Below are 18958 nucleotides of genomic sequence, written 5' to 3'. Positions count from 1 at the left end.
GTTTTCACCAAAATCTTGGGAGGTTACCAATATGGTTGAGCTAACTGGCCATTCATTAACTCTGGGACAAATCAGGCAAATCTGCCTTGAAGGCAGCCTTGTGACAATATGTCCGGAAAGCATGGAAAAAGTAGCCCGGAGCAGAAGAGCTGTTGAAAAAATTGTCCGTGAGAAAAGGACTGTCTACGGTATTAATACCGGATTTGGGAAATTCAGCGACGTGATGATCGCCGAGGATGATGTCAGCCTGCTGCAGCAAAATCTGATCCGTTCCCATGCGTGCGGAGTCGGCGAACCTTTTACCGAAGTGGTCTCAAGGGCAATGGTTCTGCTCAGGCTGAACGCCTTATTAAAAGGATTTTCCGGTATCAGGCCATTAATCGCGGAGCGCCTGATGCACCTTTTGAACCTGAACATCCATCCTGTCATCCCGCAGCAAGGGTCATTGGGGGCGTCAGGGGATTTGGCGCCGCTTTCCCATCTGGCATTAGTCCTCATGGGAGAGGGATATGTCTTTTACCGGGGCAAAACGGTGCCTGCTGCCGAAGCCTGCAGGCAGGAGGGGCTTAACCCCATCGCCCTTGAAGCGAAGGAAGGGCTCGCCCTGATCAACGGGACGCAAGCGATGACGGCGATGGGAGTCATCAATTGGCTCGAGGCAGCAGACTTGGCTTACCAGAGTGAATGGATTTCCGCCATGACGATGGAAGGCCTGGAAGGAATCATCGATGCCTTCCATCCTGCCATCCATGAAGCCCGTGGGTATCCACAGCAAACCGCAGTAGCAGAGAGGATCAGAAACTTGCTATCAGGAAGCGGACTGACGACAAGACAGGGAGAGAAACGGGTCCAGGATGCCTATTCGCTGCGCTGCATTCCCCAGGTTCACGGAGCTTCATGGCAGGCATTGGACTATGTGAAGGAAAAGCTTGAAATTGAAGTGAACGCAGCAACAGATAATCCGCTGATATTTGATGATGGTGAAACGGTGGTTTCGGGAGGGAATTTCCATGGGCAGCCAATCGCGATTGCGATGGATTTTATGAAAATTGCGGTTGCCGAGCTTGCCAGCATTTCTGAACGGAGAATCGAGAGGCTTGTCAATCCCCAGCTGAATGATTTGCCGCCTTTCCTGAGTGCGCAGCCAGGTTTGCAATCAGGAGCGATGATTATGCAGTATGCAGCTGCCTCCCTTGTTTCCGAAAACAAGACACTGGCGCATCCGGCAAGCGTAGACTCGATTCCTTCGTCTGCCAATCAGGAGGACCATGTGAGCATGGGCACCATCGCGGCACGCCATGCCGGGAGCATCATCGAGAATGTGCGCCGCGTACTGGCGATTGAATGCATCTGCGCCCTGCAGGCAGTGGAGTACCGCGGAGTGGCTAAGATGGCACCCAAAACAAGGTCTTTTTATGAACAGGCACGGAAACTGGTGCCGTCGATCACAGAGGACAGGGTCTTTTCCTACGATATTGAGAGAATGGCAGAATTTCTGAAAAAAAATAATTGGCCATGGACAGAACAGGCACGGGTTGATTTTAAGGATTTGGAAAAAAAAGTGAACAATAATTCTTGAAAATGGAGGGGAAAACGATGGAAGCAAAGGTGAACCGTACGGTAGTTGCAAAAAAAGGACTGGAATTGGAGTGCAAGGGTTGGGAACAAGAGGCCGCGTTAAGAATGCTGTATAACAATCTTGATCCGGAGGTTGCCGAGAAACCCGAAGACCTGGTGGTATATGGCGGGATTGGGAAAGCAGCCCGCAGCTGGGAAGCGTTTGACGCCATTGTCGAAACGCTCCGGAGGCTCGGGAACGACGAGACCCTGCTAGTTCAGTCGGGAAAGCCAGCCGCTGTATTTAAAACCCACAAAGCGGCACCGCGAGTACTTTTGTCCAATTCTGTCCTCGTGCCGAAATGGGCAAACTGGGAGCATTTTCACGAGCTTGATCAAAAAGGATTGATGATGTACGGACAGATGACCGCGGGGAGCTGGATTTATATAGGCACACAGGGCATCCTCCAAGGAACCTATGAAACATTTGCCGAAGCGGCCCGGCAGCACTTTGGCGGTTCTTTGAAAGGAACGCTTACCCTGACAGCAGGCCTCGGGGGAATGGGAGGGGCCCAGCCGCTTGCAGTGACAATGAATGGCGGCGTCTGCCTGGCGGTGGAGGCGGACCCTGCAAGGATTCAGAAGCGGCTCGATACAAAATATTGTGACAGAATGACAGATTCATTGGATGAAGCCGTGTCCTGGGCCATGCTGGCGAAACAAAAGGGTGAAGCCCTGTCAATCGGGCTGGTTGGCAACGCCGCTGAAGTCCACGGTGAACTCCTTGACCGCAGGATAGGGATTGACCTTGTGACAGACCAGACATCTGCTCATGATCCGCTGAACGGGTATATTCCCGCAGGCATGACCCTGGCGGAGGCGGAAGTGTTAAGGGCGAGCAACCCCGCTGGCTATGTGGCATTATCCCGGCAGTCGATGGCAAGGCATGTGGAAGCCATGCTTGAATTCCAGCGCCGCGGCGCGATTGTCTTTGACTACGGCAACAATATCCGCCAGGTTGCCAAGGATGAGGGAGTTGCCTCGGCCTTTGATTTCCCGGGCTTTGTGCCTGCTTATATCCGGCCGCTCTTTTGCGAAGGGAAAGGACCTTTCCGCTGGGCGGCATTATCTGGAGACCCTGAAGACATCTACCGGACTGACAGGCTCCTCAAGGAACTGTTCCCGGAAAATGGACACCTCCACCGCTGGATTGAAATGGCCCAGCAAAAGGTGGCTTTCCAGGGGCTTCCTGCCCGGATTTGCTGGCTTGGCTACGGGGAGAGGGTAAAAATGGGGCTGGCCATTAACGAGCTTGTGAGAACAGGAGAGCTGAAGGCCCCGATTGTGATTGGCAGGGACCATCTCGACTGCGGATCAGTGGCGTCCCCCAACCGGGAAACCGAAGCGATGAAGGACGGCAGTGATGCAGTAGGAGATTGGGCGATCCTGAATGCCATGATCAATGTCGCTGCCGGGGGCTCATGGATTTCCGTCCACCATGGCGGCGGTGTAGGAATGGGATATTCTCTCCATGCCGGAATGGTTGTTGTGGCTGATGGGAGCGAGCTTGCCAAAGAACGGCTCGAAAGGGTGCTCACAACCGACCCGGGAATGGGAATCGTCCGCCATGCAGATGCCGGCTATGAAAAAGCGATTCAGGTAGCAAAGGAAAAGGGCGTCGATATTCCGATGCTGAAATAAGAGGAAAATCGTTCGAGAGGGTTTGATGAGATTGCGATCCGTTTGGGAGAAGGATCACGGGTTCAATGTTACCCGAATTTGATGGGGAACGGCATTTTGGTCACGATGGGGCGTTCAATGTTACTTGAATTCAATGGTAATTGGAATTACGGTCACGATGCCGGGATCAATGTGACCTGAATTCGATGGAAATTGGAATTAGGGTCACGATGGGGAGCTCAATGTGACCCGAATTCAATGGAAATTGGATTTGCGGTCACGATGACGGGATCAATGTGACCCGAATTCGATGGAAAGTGGAATTGCGGTCACGATGAGGTGTTCAATGTGACCCGAATTCGATGGAAAGTGAAATTGCGGTCACGATGGGGCGTTCAATGTGACCCGAATTCGATGGGAATTGGAATTATGGTCACAATGACAGGATTAATATGCCCCCAATTATCCCTGCCAGGCTAGTTGGAGATAGAAAGGAGCGAGAGCATGATATATGACTTGATAGTACGCAATATTGGCCAGCTGATCCTGCCAAAAGGAGAGGCAGGACCTTTAAAAGGCTCACAAATGAATGAACTGCTGAAAATTGAGAATGGCGCATTGGCGATAAAAGATGGAAAGGTAGCCTGGATTGGGGACCAGGCAGCAAGCCAATGCCTAGAAGCTAAGGAAGAAATCGACGCTGAAGGCAGAGTGGTTTCACCCGGCCTGGTGGATCCGCATACGCATCTCGTTTTTGGCGGTTCGAGGGAACATGAGATGGCACTTAAGCAAGCAGGAGTGCCTTACCTGGAAATCCTGGCTAAGGGAGGCGGGATCCTGTCGACGGTAGAGGCAACCAGGCATGCGGCCGAAGATGAGCTTTTTAAAAAAGCTTCCTTTCACCTAAACAGGTTCATATCGTATGGCGTCACTGCCATTGAGGCAAAAAGCGGTTACGGACTTGACCGGGAGACGGAATTAAAACAGCTGAGGGTTGTCCGGAAGCTCAAGGAGGCATACCCGATCAGGGTGGTTTCGACCTTTCTCGGGCCCCATGCTATTCCAGTCGAGCATAAAGACAATCCAGATGGATTCCTTGATGAAATGGAGAATCTTCTTGAGGAAATCAAAGCGGAAGAGCTGGCTGAGTTTGCCGATATCTTTTGTGAAACAGGCGTTTTTTCCATTAAACAGTCCCGGCAATTTTTACTATCAGCGAAGGAAAAGGGGTTTGGCTTAAAGATCCATGCTGACGAAATCGATTCTTTGGGTGGGACGGAATTGGCTGTGGAGCTGCAGGCTGCCAGTGCTGATCACCTTGTTGCGGCATCGGATAAAGGCATAAACAGTCTTGCTAAAAGTGATAGTGTTGCTGTTTTACTGCCGGGCACTACCTTCTATATTGGAAAGGAGACATATGCCCGTGCCAGGGAGATGATTTCGGCAGGGGCAGCAGTGGCTTTGGCGACCGACTTTAACCCTGGAAGCTGCGTAACCGAAAATCTGCAGCTCATCATGTCGCTTGCCGCCCTGAAACTTAAGATGACAGCAGAAGAAATCTGGAATGCGGTAACAGTTAACGCAGCATATGCCATCGGGAAAGGCGGAGAAGCAGGAGTTCTTGAAATTGGAAAACAGGCTGATTTCGTCATCTGGAATATTCCGAACTACCAATACCTTCCCTACCACTTTGGAGTCAATCATGTTCATAGTGTTTACTGCGCGGGAGTGAAGGTCGATTAATAGAATTAGAAAAGATCCCAATCACATGAGCAGCTATATTGACAATTCGTGATAATCTCGTCATAATGTTTACAAACAGTTGAACGTTAACGGAGGATCAGTAAGCGGGCCTTCTGTGCAAGAGAGCGGGATTTGTAAGCTGGGAGGTCCCGTCGCAGTCAAGCCGCCGAACCTGCCTCCCGAGTCCCATGCCAAAACATGGGCGCCTTCCTGGCGTTATCAGGCAAAGCGGGATTGAACATTCAATCCAATCTAGGTGGTACCGCGGAAGCAAAGCCCTTTCGTCCTTGTTTATAAGGATGAATGGGCTTTTTTTATTAGTTTTGCTAAGGTTGGCTATGATTAGGCTTGGTTTATTGTGATTGAAAAAGAACCAGGTGGAACTAGTGAGGGTGTTCGATCCGGTTATCATTCGGACAGGACGCGGGGATCGAGTCCGAATCCGGCTTCATTCGGACAGCACAAGTGGGAAACACGAAGACCGAGTCCGAACCCGGGCTTCATTCGGACAGGACGAGTGGAAAACCTGGGGATCGAGTCCGAATCCAGGCATCATTCGGACAACACCGGGGTGAAACCTGAGAATCGAGTCCGAATCCGAGCCTTATTCAGACAAAATCGGGTGGTCAAGTCCCAATCCGACTTACGGCCAAAAAACAATTCATCAAAAAATTCAATAGTAAGCTTTAACACAGCCTATTTACCAGGAAAATATATCAACGGGAGCATTGGAAAAATGGAGAGAAAACGGATTGTCGTCAAGATTGGGAGCAGTTCTTTAACAAATGAAAAAGGTGAGGTTGACCAGGTGAAGTTGAATGATCATGTCCAGGCGCTGGCAGCTTTGCGCCAGGAAGGGCATGAAGTGCTGCTTGTCTCCTCGGGGGCTGTTGCGGCAGGGTTTACCCGCCTGGGGTATCCGACAAGGCCTGTGACCTTAAAGGGAAAACAGGCAGCGGCTGCGGTGGGCCAAAGCCTGCTCATCCAGTCTTATATTGAGAAATTCAGCCGTTTCGGACTGGTGCCGGCACAAATCCTTTTGACTCGGACGGATTTTTCAAATCGTGAGCGGTATAGGAACGCCTACTCTACAGTCATGGAATTATTGGAGCGCAGGATCCTACCAATTATCAATGAAAATGATACGGTTTCTGTTGAAGAGCTGACCTTTGGCGATAATGACATGCTTTCCGCCCTTGTCAGCGGCCTGATTCATGCCGACCAGCTGATTATTCTTACCGATATCAACGGTCTGTATGATGCCGACCCACGCACCAATCCGCTTGCAAAGAAATTGGATGTTCTCGAAAACATTACCGATGACATGTTTTCTTTTGCCGAAGGAGCCGGATCCAAGGTGGGAACCGGAGGCATGAGATCGAAGCTGCTTGCTGCGAAAATGGCCTTGTCACTAGGAGTACCAGTCTTTATCGGCCGTGGAAAAGGGGCAGGAAAGCTGAATGATATCCTTGCAGGAAATGGGGATGGAACTTATATCCAAAACAGTACATTGCCATCCATCAATACAAGGAGGCAATGGATTGCTTTCCATTCTGATGTATCAGGGGAAATCCATGTGGACAAAGGAGCCGAGGAAGCCATTTTATTCAGGGGAAGCAGCCTGCTCCCCGCTGGGATCATTAAGGTCAGCGGGGATTTCCAAAAAGGGGATGTTGTCGAAGTTTATGGGTCCGATACTTTTATGGGGAAAGGCGAGGTCACCTATTCATCGGATGAATTAAGGAATGTGATTGGCAAGAGCAGCCAGTCCGAAATGCCTTTGATGGAAGTCATTCACCGTAATAAATGGGTTAAAATGTAAGGAGGAAGGAATATGAGTGAGGTAAAACAAAAAGGCAAGCTTGCCAAAGCAGCAAGCCAGACCCTGGTGGGTATCACCACAAAAGACAAAAATGCTGCATTGAAGAAAATTGCGGAACAGTTGATTAAAGACAAGGAAGCAATCATTGAGCAAAATAAAAAGGATTTGCAGATGGGCAAGGAAAAAGGACTTTCCGATGCTGTCCTCGACCGGATCATGCTGAATGAAAAACGGATCCATGATATGAGCGAAGCGATCCAGCTGTTAATCAACCTGAAAGATCCGATTGGAGAGAACCTTGAGACCATTGAAAAAGATAATGGCCTTCTGATTAAAAAGAATCGTGTTCCAATCGGGGTAATAGGGATGATTTACGAAGCTCGGCCAAATGTGACGGTTGATGCGGCTACTCTTTCCCTGAAAACAGGAAATGCCGTCATTTTGCGCGGCAGTTCATCAGCAAAATTCTCAAATATTGCCTTGGTCAAATGCATTCATGAAGCTTTGAAAGACACCAGGGTTCCAGTCGATGCCGTCCAGCTGATTGAGGATACAAGCAGGGAAACCGCAAAGGAACTGTTTCATTTAAATGAATATCTCGATGTACTGATTCCACGAGGAGGAAAAAACCTGATTGATACGGTTGTCCGCGAGGCTTCGGTTCCTGTGCTGGAGACAGGTGCAGGCAACTGCCATATTTTTATTGATGAAACCGCTGATCTCGACATGGCAAAGGACATTGTCATTAATGCGAAGACTCAGCGTCCGTCCGTGTGCAATGCAATTGAAACCATTCTGCTTCATGAAAATTGGCTGGAAAAACACGGCGCCGATCTGCTGCAGTCACTCGCTGAAAAAGAAGTCGAAATTTACGGGGATGAGCGGGTAACGGACTTGTATCCGGCGGCCAAGCAGGCGATGGAAGAAGACTGGCATACCGAGTACCTGGCATTGACAATCAGTGCGAAGGCCGTATCCAGTGTGGAAGAAGCTGTAGAACACATCAACACCTATGGTACTAAGCATTCGGAAGCGATCTTGACCAAAGACGAAGAGCATGCTGCACTATTTTTAAACAGTGTCGATGCGGCCGCTGTCTACCATAATGCTTCCACAAGATTTACGGATGGCTTTGAATTCGGCTATGGAGCCGAAATCGGAATCAGCACCCAAAAACTGCATGCTCGGGGCCCGATGGGACTAGAAGCATTAACTTCCAGTAAATTTTTTGTATATGGGCATGGGCAAATCCGAAAATAAATGTCATAATATTATTAAAATATAGTTTTTCAGGAACAGGGGAATGTGATATGACAGAACATCAAATCGAAATCAACCTTACAGCAGAAAAAAAGCAAAAGCCCGCTTTCGACAGCCTTGAGTTTGGCAAAAACTTCACCGATCACATGTTTATCATGGATTATACAAAGGGCCAGGGATGGCATGATCCCCGGATTGTCCCTTATCAGCCGCTCACACTTGACCCGGCGTCAATGGTGTTCCATTATGGACAGACCGTATTTGAAGGATTGAAAGCATACCTGACGAAAGAAGGGGAGGTGCTGTTGTTCAGGCCGCAAAAAAATATGGAGCGCCTGAATCGTTCCAACGCCCGTCTCTGCATCCCGGAAATTGATGAGGAGCTGGCGCTGAGTGCGCTACAACAGCTGATCCAGGTAGACCGTGACTGGGTTCCGAATGTAGAGGGAACTTCCCTTTATATCCGTCCGTTCATCATTGCTACGGAACCTTACCTGGGGGTTGCCGCGTCAAAACGCTATCAGTTTATGATTATCCTTTCTCCGGTAGGAGCGTATTACAAGGAAGGCATCAACCCGGTTAAAATAGCGGTGGAGAGCGAATACGTCCGCGCGGCTATCGGCGGAACAGGKGATGCGAAAACAGCCGGGAACTATGCCGGCAGCCTGAAAGCACAGGAACTGGCAGAAGCTGACGGCTATTCCCAAGTGCTTTGGCTTGACGGTAGGGAGCACCGCTACATCGAGGAAGTAGGCAGCATGAATATCTTCTTTAAAATCAATGGGGAAGTGGTGACTCCTGCCCTGAACGGCAGCATCCTTCAAGGCGTAACAAGAGATTCCATCATCCACTTGCTGAAACATTGGGGAATCACGGTTTCGGAGAAAAGGATTTCAATAGATGAAATCTACGAAGCTCATAAGCAAGGGCTGCTGGAGGAAGCATTTGGTACAGGTACGGCAGCTGTTATCTCTCCAATTGGCGAATTGTTCTGGAAGGATGAGAAACTGCTAATCAATGGGGGAAATACTGGGGAACTTTCAAAGAAATTGTATGACACCCTTACAGGAATCCAGCTCGGTACTGTAGAAGACCCATTTGGATGGACCGTTAAAGTGAAAAAAGAAAACCCGCATTTGGTAAAGAACATTTAAGGTTGGCCCATCAAGGCGGAAGGGTATATAAAAAGCACAGGGATGCATTTCCTGTGCTTTTTTCATGAATTCAAATGCTGAAGCATCTTTTTGGCAGGAAAAAGCTGTTTCGCGTCGAATTGCTTTACTAATAGTCGAAGATTGAACAAAACTTCAATCGGGCTTTACCATTCAAAATGGTGCAAGCCGGCCAGGCTGCAATATACACCTGGTTTTCTTAGGAGATGAATGCATTGGAAACAGTCACAATCGTTACCTTTAAGGTGAAGGGGCTGCCTGAACCCATCAAGATAGCTTCACAATACGAGCCAAGCATCAATCAAATCTGGAAAATGATCTCTGATATCATAAAGGCTAACAATATGAGCGGAGACATCCAATTTAAAAAGTTCCTGCAAGAGAATGGCCAAAAAATGTTCATCTATGAGATTGGCGGAAATAAATGCGTCGTTTTGGTTGAAAAACTGGAAAAGGTCATTGAATTTGAGAACTGATAGATGGAATCAAGCTTTTTGCCGGCACCTTCCAGCTTTGGAAACATAATCAAGGCTCCAGGGGGAATGCTAGTAAAAAGGCATGGTGACGCTATGAAAATTTTATGTTTGGACGGCGGGGGCATTCGTGGCGTTTATGCGCTGGCCATCCTCGAAAGCATTGAAAAAGAATTCAATGGACCGGTATCCCGTCATTTTGATCTTCTGGCTGGGACCAGTACCGGGTCGATCATTGCCGCAGCTGCAGCCATTCAAAAAGATATGGGCACAATTCTTGAAATGTACAGGGAATACGGGAAAAGGATTTTTAACCGTCAGTCAACAATCGGGCTTTGGGGAAGTATGTACAGTGACCGATATTTAAGGAAATTATTGAAGAAGGCATTTGGCGACTTGAATCTTGCGGACGTTCCAAAGCCTCTATTGATTCCTGCTGTGGACCTCACACATGGACGGCCGTTTGTCCACCGGTCCAATGTCCCGGGAGACGGCGAGGATATTCCCCTAAAGCTTTGGGATGCTGTATTGTCGTCCTGTTCGGCTCCTGTTTACTTTCCGCCAAACAATGTGGAGAACAAGTACCTATCGATTGATGGCGGTCTGTGGGCGAATAATCCTTCCCTTGTCTGTTTATCAGAGGGAATCCATTATTTCAGGGAAAACCTGGAGTCGATTTCGATTTTATCATTAGGGACTGGACTGCAGAAAGTGGATTTTTCCTATCCAGCAGAAAAGAATTGGGGGATAGGGCGCTGGCTTCCTATTCGATGGCCATCTTTAAAAGTGGAACCCAAATTGCTGGACCTGGCTCTGGATATTTCATCGGAATCCGTTTCATATCATTGCTCTCTGCTTCTGGGAAAGCAGTATTTCCGGATTAACAGGGAACTGGGCCAGGAAATGCCATTTGATGAAATAGCTTATACAGAAACACTCATCCAGCTTGGTAAGGAAACGTTTGCTGAACAAAAAAGCGACATAGCTGCGTTTTTACAAATTTAGGGATGTTATTGCATACAGCGGGTATTTTATGATAATATTTAAAGGTAACTAAATTCAAGTGTGTGAAGGAGTATGTTTTATGTTAGGTGTCGTTCTTAACTAATCCAGCTAATTGGATAATGTCATTCCAGCGGATTTTGTCCATTTTTCGATATGGACATAGTCTTATTTAAGCATGGGATGAAAGTTAAGAACAATGGTCCAAACATGCATACTATCCTTAACCGAGCGTAGCTGTGTACCCATGTGCACCAGCTTTTTATTTTGGTTAAATATAGTGGGGCAGGCTAATTTCAGCTTGCTAAATTTTCTGGCCGCGTTGACATTGTTCAACGCGGCTATTTTTATTTTTCAGGAGGATGAAAATTGAACAATCATACTTTTAAAGTACTTGAATTTGAAAAAATAAAGGAATCAGCAGCAAGCTATGCTTTGACACAAGCCGGCAGGGAAAAAGTACTGGGGCTGATGCCATCAACTAATCTCAAACAAATAGAGTCATGGCAGGAAGAGCTTACCGAGGCTGTGGAAATCACGAAAAAATCCTCAAGTGTCCCTGTCCATGGGCTGGAGGGGATGGAGCTATTATTGAGGAACCTGAATAAAGGGGAGGCACTCCGCCCCGAACAGCTTTCCAAACTGGCTGATTTCCTGGATTGCTGCGGCAAAATGCACCGGTTCATGAAAGATAAAGAGTGGTTCGCGCCAAGAGTAAGCAGCTATGTGTACTCGATCGAACAGCTTCCGGACCTTGAAAGGGAAATCATTCGCTGCATACGCAATGGCGATGTTGATGACTATGCAAGCAAGGAACTCCTGAAGGTGAGAAAGCAGATTTCCATTCAGGAGGACCGCCTTAAGGAGAAGGTTATGCAATTGGTGCGCTCGAGCAAACATAAAGCTTATTTGCAGGAACACGTGGTCAGCCAGCGGGATGGCCGGTATGTGATTCCGGTGAAAAAGGAATATCGCCACAAAGTGAAAGGTTCTGTTCTGGATACCTCTGCATCCGGTTCCACCCTATTTATTGAACCAGAAGAGATTGCAGTCTTTTCAGAGCAGCTTTCCTGGCTAAGGGCGGAAGAAGAAGCAGAAGCAGATAAGGTCCTGTTTTATTTAACAGGCCTGGTTGAAGAAAAAGAGCGCGAAATCCGCCTCGCAGTGGAAACGATGGTTCATTATGATGTGCTGTTTGCCAAAGCCAAATACAGCCGGGCGATAGATGGCAGGAAACCGGCGCTGAATGAATCACACTACATCCATTTGGTGGAAGCGCGGCATCCATTGCTTGGAAGCCAGGCTGTTCCGCTCACGGTCGAACTAGGGAACCCTGAAAATGCCCTCGTTATTACCGGCCCGAACACCGGCGGCAAAACAGTAACCCTTAAAACCGTGGGGCTGCTTACTTTGATGGCCCAGGCTGGCTTGCATCTCCCTGTGGCGGAGGGCAGCTGTATCAGTGTGTTCCAGAATATCCTTGTTGATATAGGCGATGGCCAAAGCATTATGGAAAATCTAAGTACGTTTAGTTCGCGTATTGTCAATATCATTGAAATTTTAAAAGAAACCAATGACCGCAGTCTGGTGCTTTTGGATGAACTTGGTTCAGGAACAGACCCGGGCGAGGGAATGGGCCTGGCAACGGCAATTCTTGAGCAGCTTTCCGCAAAAGGAGCCACCCTAATGGCGACAACCCATTACAGTGAAATGAAGGAATTTGCACACCAGCATGAGGGTTTTATAAATGGTTCAATGGAATTCAATCTGGAAACATTGAGGCCGACCTATAAACTGATCATCGGCAAGGGCGGGGAAAGCCAGGCCTTCGCCATCGCTTTGAAGCTTGGCATCCATCCGAAGCTGATCGAACGGGCACACGAAATCACCTACAAACAGGCTAAGACCTATCTGGACGAAGAGATCGAGCCTGCCGCAAAACGGGAACGTGAAAAATAGATCATTGTGAATAAACATCAGCAAAGGACGAAGAAACCCGCCCAGCCCAAAACCCAGGTCCCTGTTTTCCATCAGGGGGACAATGTTGTCCTATCACCGGCAAACGTCTTTGGGATTGTTTATAAGGGTCCGGATGAACAGGGGAATTATATTGTTCAGGTCAAAGGTAAAAAAGAGGTTTATAACCATAAACGGATCACATTAAATATTGCAGCGAAGGAATTGTATCCAGACGATTATGATTTTGATATCATTTTCGAATCAGTGGAGAACAGGAAAAACAAAAAACTGATTTCGCGAAAGCATGTGGAAGGAATCGTCATTGAGCACGAGGAATAGCAAAAAAGAGACATTCTTGATTGGAGACTGGTCCCTTTTTGCGGTTCAAAAAATGGAATAACAAGTTAAATAACTTACGTAAATGTGTGGTAATTCTTAAAGGGATTGCCAAAGGAAAGGTATGGGAATTCATAAACGGAGAATTTCCGGCTAATATAAATTTCGAGGCTTAAATAGCAGATATAGGCGGAGATACTCCGATTAATACCTCTAAATAAGGTAAAAAGCCATGGATTCGAATCATATTAACGGAAATACTTCCTTTATTTTAAAGGAAATATAAACATTTCCTAATTTAAACGAAATTTTTCCGTTTATTTCAATCACAGGGAATCAGACGGTAATTTACAGCTATTTTTAGCAATCCATTATAAGATAGGAAATATCCGGGTTTAATTTGATATAACAATTAAAAAGGGTGAGAAAATCCTTGCGATTTCTCACCCTATTTCAATGGCACTTTACTGTTTTGCACTTTTAAAGAGAGCCGAATCCGGATAAAGGTATATCTCTTTTACATCCATCCTATCTTTTTCGCTTCCTGATTTCTTCTGTCACCACAAAAGCGAGGTCATCATTGCCAAACAGTGATAGGACACCAAGCAGCGTATCGTCCGGGACTTCTCCAGCTTCCTCTTTAGGCACGGTCAGGTCAATCGCTTCCCTCAAAGCCTGGTTGGATGCCTGCTGGGGGTAGGCGCGCAGGTAAAGTTCTTCGGGGTCAAGGTCATGATTGACGCACCATTGAGCAAAAACGAGGATCATCATTTTCTCCTCGCCCTGATAGTTCTGAATGATTTGATCTTGCAGGTCCTTTTGGTTCATATTTATTCTCCTTTAAGCTGATACCATGATTATACCTGTTGAAGGCGGAGAATGAAAAAGAAAACAAAGGGTTTATTTTTAGCTGCAAGGGAAGATAATGAGTAAGTGGAAGACATATAAACAGGGAGGAGCAGGTGAAATGGAAAAAGTGGAAGTTGGCGAAGTGTTCACCATTACCGATGCAAACAATGAGGAACAGGAAGTAGAAGTAATGGCTGCATTGACGCTGGATGACACAGAGTATATAGCTGTCAGCTTTGTTGAGGACCTTAGGGAGGAAACCCAGGAGGACATAGATCTATTCTTTATGAAATTGGACGAGGATGGGGACTTCTCGGCAATCGAAAGCGACGAGGAATTTGACAAGGTTTCCTCGGCGTTTGATGAAAGAATGGGCGGTAATCAGGGTTAAGATGCAAACTAAAGAGAGCGGATATCCGCTCTCTTTTTTTCATGCTAATGGATAAAATCCGATCTCTCATGAAGCCATTGCTGCAGAAATTCCGGGAGCTTGCCTCTAATCGCCAGTGTGATATGGCCGGCTTTTATAGCTTTATACGTCAGATCCTCCGAGGATACTTTCTTCAATACTGGCACAATCATATCCTCGGGAACGAGCTCGTCTTCGCTAGCTGATACTACCAGCAGGCTTGCCTTGATGTTTCCAAGAATGACTTTCTCATCTTTAATCACCATTTGATTGTTGATAAGCTGATTCTCTTTTAGGAGGTTGTTGGTTACCTGTTTTAACGCTGCACCGGAGAAAGGGACATGACCTTTTATCCATTGATTTACACGATACCATTTTTCCAAAAAACGCTGATCCCCTGTCCTGCCGATGAGAGATAGATACGGGGTATAGGAGATGGGCGAGGTAATGATTCGAAACGTGGTTTCCATTACGTTCGGCGGGATGGTGCCGTATAAGTCGGCGAGCTCATCGATATTTAGTGCACCAGATTTAACCGCTTTATGCCATTGGTGAAAGACAGGGCTGTTCTCAAAATCAAGTGGAGGTGAGAAAAGGATTAAATTCCGTAAGGGTTCTTTTGCGAGCGCAGCATAAATGGCTGCCAGGGTGCCGCCAAGGCAGTAGCCAACCACAGTGATTCCTTCAGAACGGGAATGTGCAAGCGCCCTTCTTACCCCTTTTTGAATATACCCCAAAATATAATCATCCAGCGTGAGGTCTTTGTCTTCATAGCCGAGGATGCCAAAGTCCAATAAGTACACTTCATATCCTTCTTTGGAAAAAGCCTCAATCATGCTTGAGCCTGGATACAAATCCAGGATAAACGGCTGGTTGATAAGCGAGTACACGAGGAACAGCGGAGTTTTGTATTTCCGGCAGGGAGCGGGATAGTGCCATAGAACCGCTTTGTTTTTCTTCCAAACCGCTTGTCTTGGAGTTGCTCCACTTGAGAAATCTTCCGTAAGGGAATGTTGTTTGTCTGCCAAGTCCCCTTTTGATTGATTACTCACGGGTTATCCCCTGTGCCTCAAGCTGCTTAAGCAGTACTGAGAGCTTTTCATCCATTTCATCGAGTTTTTCTTCAATTTGAATTCCCAGCTTTGCCATGTTTGCAAGATCATCCCTGGTTGGGATATTTAGTTGGTGGGCAGCCAGCTTTTGTTGCTCGCGGAGTGCTTTTAATGTATCTGTATGTCGGGCAAGCCCAAGTTTGGCGAGTTTAATCATTTTTTCGTTGTCGAGTTTCCTTTGAATTGCTTCATTTATGCCTTTTTCCAGCTGGAATCCCAGATGTTTCATTGCTTTTGAAAGATTAATGGACACCTTATAGGTCATCTTCATCCGTCCTTTCATGGTTAGGTGTCTTGTCCTGATACAAGCTCAATATAGTATATCCATGCGAACCATATTGGTGTTTAAAAATGATGCAGCTGCACCMTGCCCAATTTACAGATTATAAAAGCACTATTAAAAACAGGCGTAAGCACAGCACCCAATGCCTATACCGTTTTTCCCAATGTGAATATGATGTGGGGAACTTCCGTCTGATAGTTAAATATTATTTTTAATAGGAGGGATCCAACTCTTACATGGGTACATCCGACATGTACAAGTTACCGTCTGGTCCAACAGGAAAAATGTTTACCGGCCATTTGACAGAATTTCAATCTGATCCTCTGGCTTTTTTGTCGAAACTATCAAAAGAGCATGGCCCGGTGGCAGCGTTTCGCCTTGGGCCGTTTCAGCGGGTGAAGCTGGTTTCGGACCCTGAATTAATCAAGGAGATTCTGGTAACCAAGCAAAAATCCTTCATAAAATCCAGGGATTTACGAGTGTTAAAATCTTTGGTCGGCGAGGGGCTTTTAACCAGTGAAAAAGAGATTCATATGAGGCAAAGAAGGCTCATCCAGCCTGCTTTCAAAAAGTCCCACATTGCCGGCTATGCACAGGATATGATTGATACTTCAATCAGTTATTTGGCTGGCTGGGAGCATGGCCAAAAGAGAATGGTTAGTGAAGATATGATGAATATTACTCTCGGCATCATCAGCAAAACGATGTTTGGCATGGAATTTAATGAAGGATACGAAATGATAGGCGAACCCCTTGAAAAGTGCATGAAGCTTGCTGTCAGAAGGATGAGGTCGGCCGTGCCTTTCCCGCTGTGGCTGCCTACAAAGAAGAACAGGGAATTTAAAGAGGCGGTCAAGACCCTTGATGAAGTACTGTTTAACATAATTGAAGGCCGCAGGGAAGACAGTACAGAACACCAGGACCTTCTTGGCATTTTAATGGCTGCCCGTGATGAAAGCGATGGACAGGGGATGACAGACTCCCAGCTTCGCGATGAATTGATGACCATCTTCCTGGCAGGTCATGAAACAACTGCGAACGCTCTTGCCTGGACGCTCTTACTGCTGTCGCAAAATCCCGAGGCTGAAAAAAAGCTCCATCAGGAACTTGACCAGGTGATAGGCAACAGGAATCCAAACCCTGAAGATTTCATGAAATTATCTTATACGCAAAACATTATCTGGGAATCTCTCCGCCTGTATCCTCCTGCTTATGTGATTGGCCGTGATGCCATTGAAGATGTTGTTATTGGCGATTACTTGGTGAAAAAGGGCGAGATGGTTATGATGAGCCAGTATGTCATGCATCGAGACCCGGCCTATTTCGAGCAGCCAGAATCATTTCTGCCGGAGCGGTTTGAAAACAATTACATGAAAACCCTGCCGCCATATGCCTTTTTTCCTTTTGGGGGAGGGCCAAGGGTATGCATCGGAAATCATTTTGCCTTGATGGAGGCCGTCCTTGTTTTGGCATGCATTGCCCGGCGCTGGAGAGTTCGTCTCGCTCCCCGCCATCATACAGTGAGGCCCCAGCCACTAATCACGTTGAGGCCCAAACAAGGCCTGCTCATGATAATAGAAGAACATAAAGATCTTTGAGCAGGCCGAAATTATTTGATTCCTCATAATATTTCATTTATTCCCTTCAATTTAAGCTTTGGCATGCTAATATATTAATAGGAACTGCCGGAAGGAAGGGAAAAGAGTGCTGAATGATGTGGATGTCCAATATAAAAATGACATATTGGAAACAATTATTGACAGTGCCTATGAATGGATTGTGGTTGTCAATACAGAGGGCAACATTGTCTATATGAATAAGAATTATTGTCAATTCCTCGAGATTGAACAGGAAGAGGCGCTTGGGAAGCATGTGAGCAAAGTAATCGAAAATTCCAGGATGCACATCGTCGCAAAGTCAGGGAAAGAAGAAATCGCCGACCTGCAGTACATTAAAGGGAATTACATGATTGCCAACCGCATCCCGATTTTTTCCGATGGAAAACTGATTGGCGCTTTGGGCACGGTTATTTTCCGGGATACGAAGGAATGGAACAAAATGAATTCCCATATAAAAAGCCTGATGCCGAAACTGCAGACCTATTTGCAGGACTGGGAAGATAACAATGGCGCCAAATATACGCTCCAGGATATCAAATCGATATCTCCCCAAATCCTCCAGCTGAAAGAGAAAGTGAAAAATGTGGCTTCCGGCAATATATCTGTTTTGATTCGGGGGGAAAGCGGGACAGGCAAAGAGCTTTTTGCCCATAGCATCCACCATTTGAGCCCAAGGAGCCACCATCCTTTCATCAAGGTGAACTGCGGTGCGATTCCGGAGCACCTGTTGGAGTCGGAACTATTCGGCTATGAAGAGGGTGCTTTCACCGGAGCGAAAAAAGGAGGAAAGAAAGGTAAGTTTCTTCTTGCGCACGGCGGTACGATTTTCCTTGATGAAATTGGCGATATGCCTGTTAATATGCAGGTTAAGCTTCTTCGTGTCCTGCAGGAAAAAGAAGTGGAGCCTGTGGGGGCAGTCAAGCCGATTCCCGTAGATGTCAGGGTCATCGCGGCTACCAACCGGCCCCTCGAAAAGATGATAGAAGAAAAAAGGTTCCGGGAAGATCTTTTTTACCGAATCAATGTCATACCTTTTAAAATTCCGCCATTAAGGGAACGGCCGGAAGATATCCCCCATCTGACCGACTTCTTCCTTGAGAAAATATCCAGGCGTGCCGGTAAGCGAATCACGATGATCGATGAGGAAGTGCGCAATGTTTTTAACCAGCACAGCTGGCCGGGGAATCTGCGCGAGCTTGAAAACGTGATTGAAGCGGCTGTCCATCTAACGGACGGTGAAAGGATCACGATTTCCTCGTTGCCTGAATCCCTTAAGGGGGATCCCAAAATCCTGATTGGCCAGCTGACATTAAAAGAAATTCTTGAAGAAACGGAAAAGCGCATCATTGAAAGGACCCTTGAACAATTCCACGAGGATAAGCTGGAAGCCGCAAAAGCACTCGGCATCAGTAAATCGAGCATGTACGAAAAAATTAAAAAGTACAGGCTGGAAACGGAAGAGTAGCAAGCCCGAAAATATGACTATCATAAATTCCAGAAATCCGGAATAACTTCCGGATTTCTGGAATTTTTATTATTCCCTTGAATTGAAAGGGTTTTCAAGAAGTCTAGCAAGCTATCATTCCAGAATTCTGGACAAGTGAAGGGAAAAGATGAACGTTTTCTAACGTTTTTAAAGGAATTACATTGTTGGCACGGTACTTGCATATAAAATAGTGAAC

The 18958-nt window shown here is 46.8% G+C and carries 15 protein-coding genes and 1 pseudogene; 13 read left to right on the top strand and 3 right to left on the bottom strand.

All coding sequences use genetic code 11. From position 1 onward, the window contains the following. Nucleotides 1-31 precede the first annotated feature (31 nt). From hutH to ADU22_RS19830, 10 genes and pseudogenes are all read left to right on the top strand, one after another. Entirely contained in the window at nucleotides 32-1579 is a 1548-nt protein-coding gene (gene hutH, locus ADU22_RS19870; protein WP_053363717.1) for a histidine ammonia-lyase, read from the top strand. Nucleotides 1580-1596: 17 nt separating this feature from the next. Next, a complete protein-coding gene (hutU, locus tag ADU22_RS19865; protein WP_053363716.1) occupies nucleotides 1597-3258 on the top strand; it encodes a urocanate hydratase in 1662 nt (553 codons plus the stop codon). A gap of 486 nt (nucleotides 3259-3744) precedes the next feature. Then, nucleotides 3745-4980, top strand: a complete 1236-nt coding sequence (hutI, locus tag ADU22_RS19860; protein WP_353611409.1) for an imidazolonepropionase — start codon at nucleotides 3745-3747, stop codon at nucleotides 4978-4980. Nucleotides 4981-5342: 362 nt separating this feature from the next. Next, the gene (locus ADU22_RS24835) at nucleotides 5343-5555 is read left to right on the top strand and encodes a hypothetical protein (protein WP_156324408.1); all 213 of its coding nucleotides are present in this window, start codon (nucleotides 5343-5345) and stop codon (nucleotides 5553-5555) included. A gap of 161 nt (nucleotides 5556-5716) precedes the next feature. Further along, nucleotides 5717-6802 carry a glutamate 5-kinase gene (gene proB, locus ADU22_RS19855; RefSeq protein ID WP_053363714.1) on the top strand — a complete coding sequence of 362 codons (1086 nt, stop codon included), beginning with the start codon at nucleotides 5717-5719 and terminating at the stop codon, nucleotides 6800-6802. Between the two features lie 12 nt (nucleotides 6803-6814). Beyond that, nucleotides 6815-8062, top strand: coding sequence for a glutamate-5-semialdehyde dehydrogenase (locus ADU22_RS19850; protein WP_053363713.1), 1248 nt, complete (start codon nucleotides 6815-6817; stop codon nucleotides 8060-8062). 50 nt (nucleotides 8063-8112) lie between these two features. Further along, nucleotides 8113-9216, top strand: coding sequence for a branched-chain amino acid aminotransferase (locus tag ADU22_RS19845; protein ID WP_053363712.1), 1104 nt, complete (start codon nucleotides 8113-8115; stop codon nucleotides 9214-9216). 233 nt (nucleotides 9217-9449) lie between these two features. Further along, nucleotides 9450-9710 (top strand): hypothetical protein, encoded by a 261-nt coding sequence (locus tag ADU22_RS19840; protein WP_053363711.1) that lies wholly within the window; start codon nucleotides 9450-9452, stop codon nucleotides 9708-9710. Nucleotides 9711-9803: 93 nt separating this feature from the next. Then, on the top strand, nucleotides 9804-10712 hold the full coding sequence (locus ADU22_RS19835) for a CBASS cGAMP-activated phospholipase (protein ID WP_053364681.1): 909 nt from the start codon (nucleotides 9804-9806) through the stop codon (nucleotides 10710-10712). A gap of 366 nt (nucleotides 10713-11078) precedes the next feature. Further along, nucleotides 11079-13007 (top strand): annotated as a pseudogene (locus tag ADU22_RS19830) (endonuclease MutS2). Between the two features lie 525 nt (nucleotides 13008-13532). On the opposite strand, the gene yxiS reads toward ADU22_RS19830, so the two are convergent. Then, a complete protein-coding gene (gene yxiS, locus ADU22_RS19825) occupies nucleotides 13533-13832 on the bottom strand; it encodes a protein YxiS (RefSeq protein ID WP_053363710.1) in 300 nt (99 codons plus the stop codon). Nucleotides 13833-13971: 139 nt separating this feature from the next. Between yxiS and ADU22_RS19820 the strand changes: the two genes are divergently transcribed. Beyond that, on the top strand, nucleotides 13972-14244 hold the full coding sequence (locus ADU22_RS19820; RefSeq protein ID WP_053363709.1) for a DUF1292 domain-containing protein: 273 nt from the start codon (nucleotides 13972-13974) through the stop codon (nucleotides 14242-14244). 44 nt (nucleotides 14245-14288) lie between these two features. Here ADU22_RS19820 and ADU22_RS19815 read toward each other — a convergent pair whose 3' ends face one another. Then, nucleotides 14289-15314, bottom strand: coding sequence for an alpha/beta fold hydrolase (locus ADU22_RS19815; protein WP_053363708.1), 1026 nt, complete (start codon nucleotides 15312-15314; stop codon nucleotides 14289-14291). Beyond that, on the bottom strand, nucleotides 15307-15639 hold the full coding sequence (locus ADU22_RS19810) for a hypothetical protein (protein ID WP_053363707.1): 333 nt from the start codon (nucleotides 15637-15639) through the stop codon (nucleotides 15307-15309). Before ADU22_RS19810 ends, ADU22_RS19815 begins: the two co-directional genes overlap by 8 nt. Nucleotides 15640-15893: 254 nt before the next feature. Here ADU22_RS19810 and ADU22_RS19805 point away from each other — a divergent pair, with 254 nt between their 5' ends. Continuing rightward, nucleotides 15894-17255 (top strand): cytochrome P450, encoded by a 1362-nt coding sequence (locus ADU22_RS19805; protein ID WP_231687920.1) that lies wholly within the window; start codon nucleotides 15894-15896, stop codon nucleotides 17253-17255. A 109-nt stretch (nucleotides 17256-17364) separates the two neighbouring features. After that, nucleotides 17365-18741, top strand: coding sequence for a sigma-54 interaction domain-containing protein (locus ADU22_RS19800; protein WP_502688768.1), 1377 nt, complete (start codon nucleotides 17365-17367; stop codon nucleotides 18739-18741). The last annotated feature ends 217 nt before the right edge of the window (nucleotides 18742-18958 follow it).

The organism is Bacillus sp. FJAT-27251 (assembly GCF_001273925.1).
Taxonomy (GTDB): Bacteria; Bacillota; Bacilli; order Bacillales; family Cytobacillaceae; genus Mesobacillus_B.
Note: the sequence above shows the minus strand (reverse complement) of the source record. Positions and strands in the feature narration are given on the sequence as shown.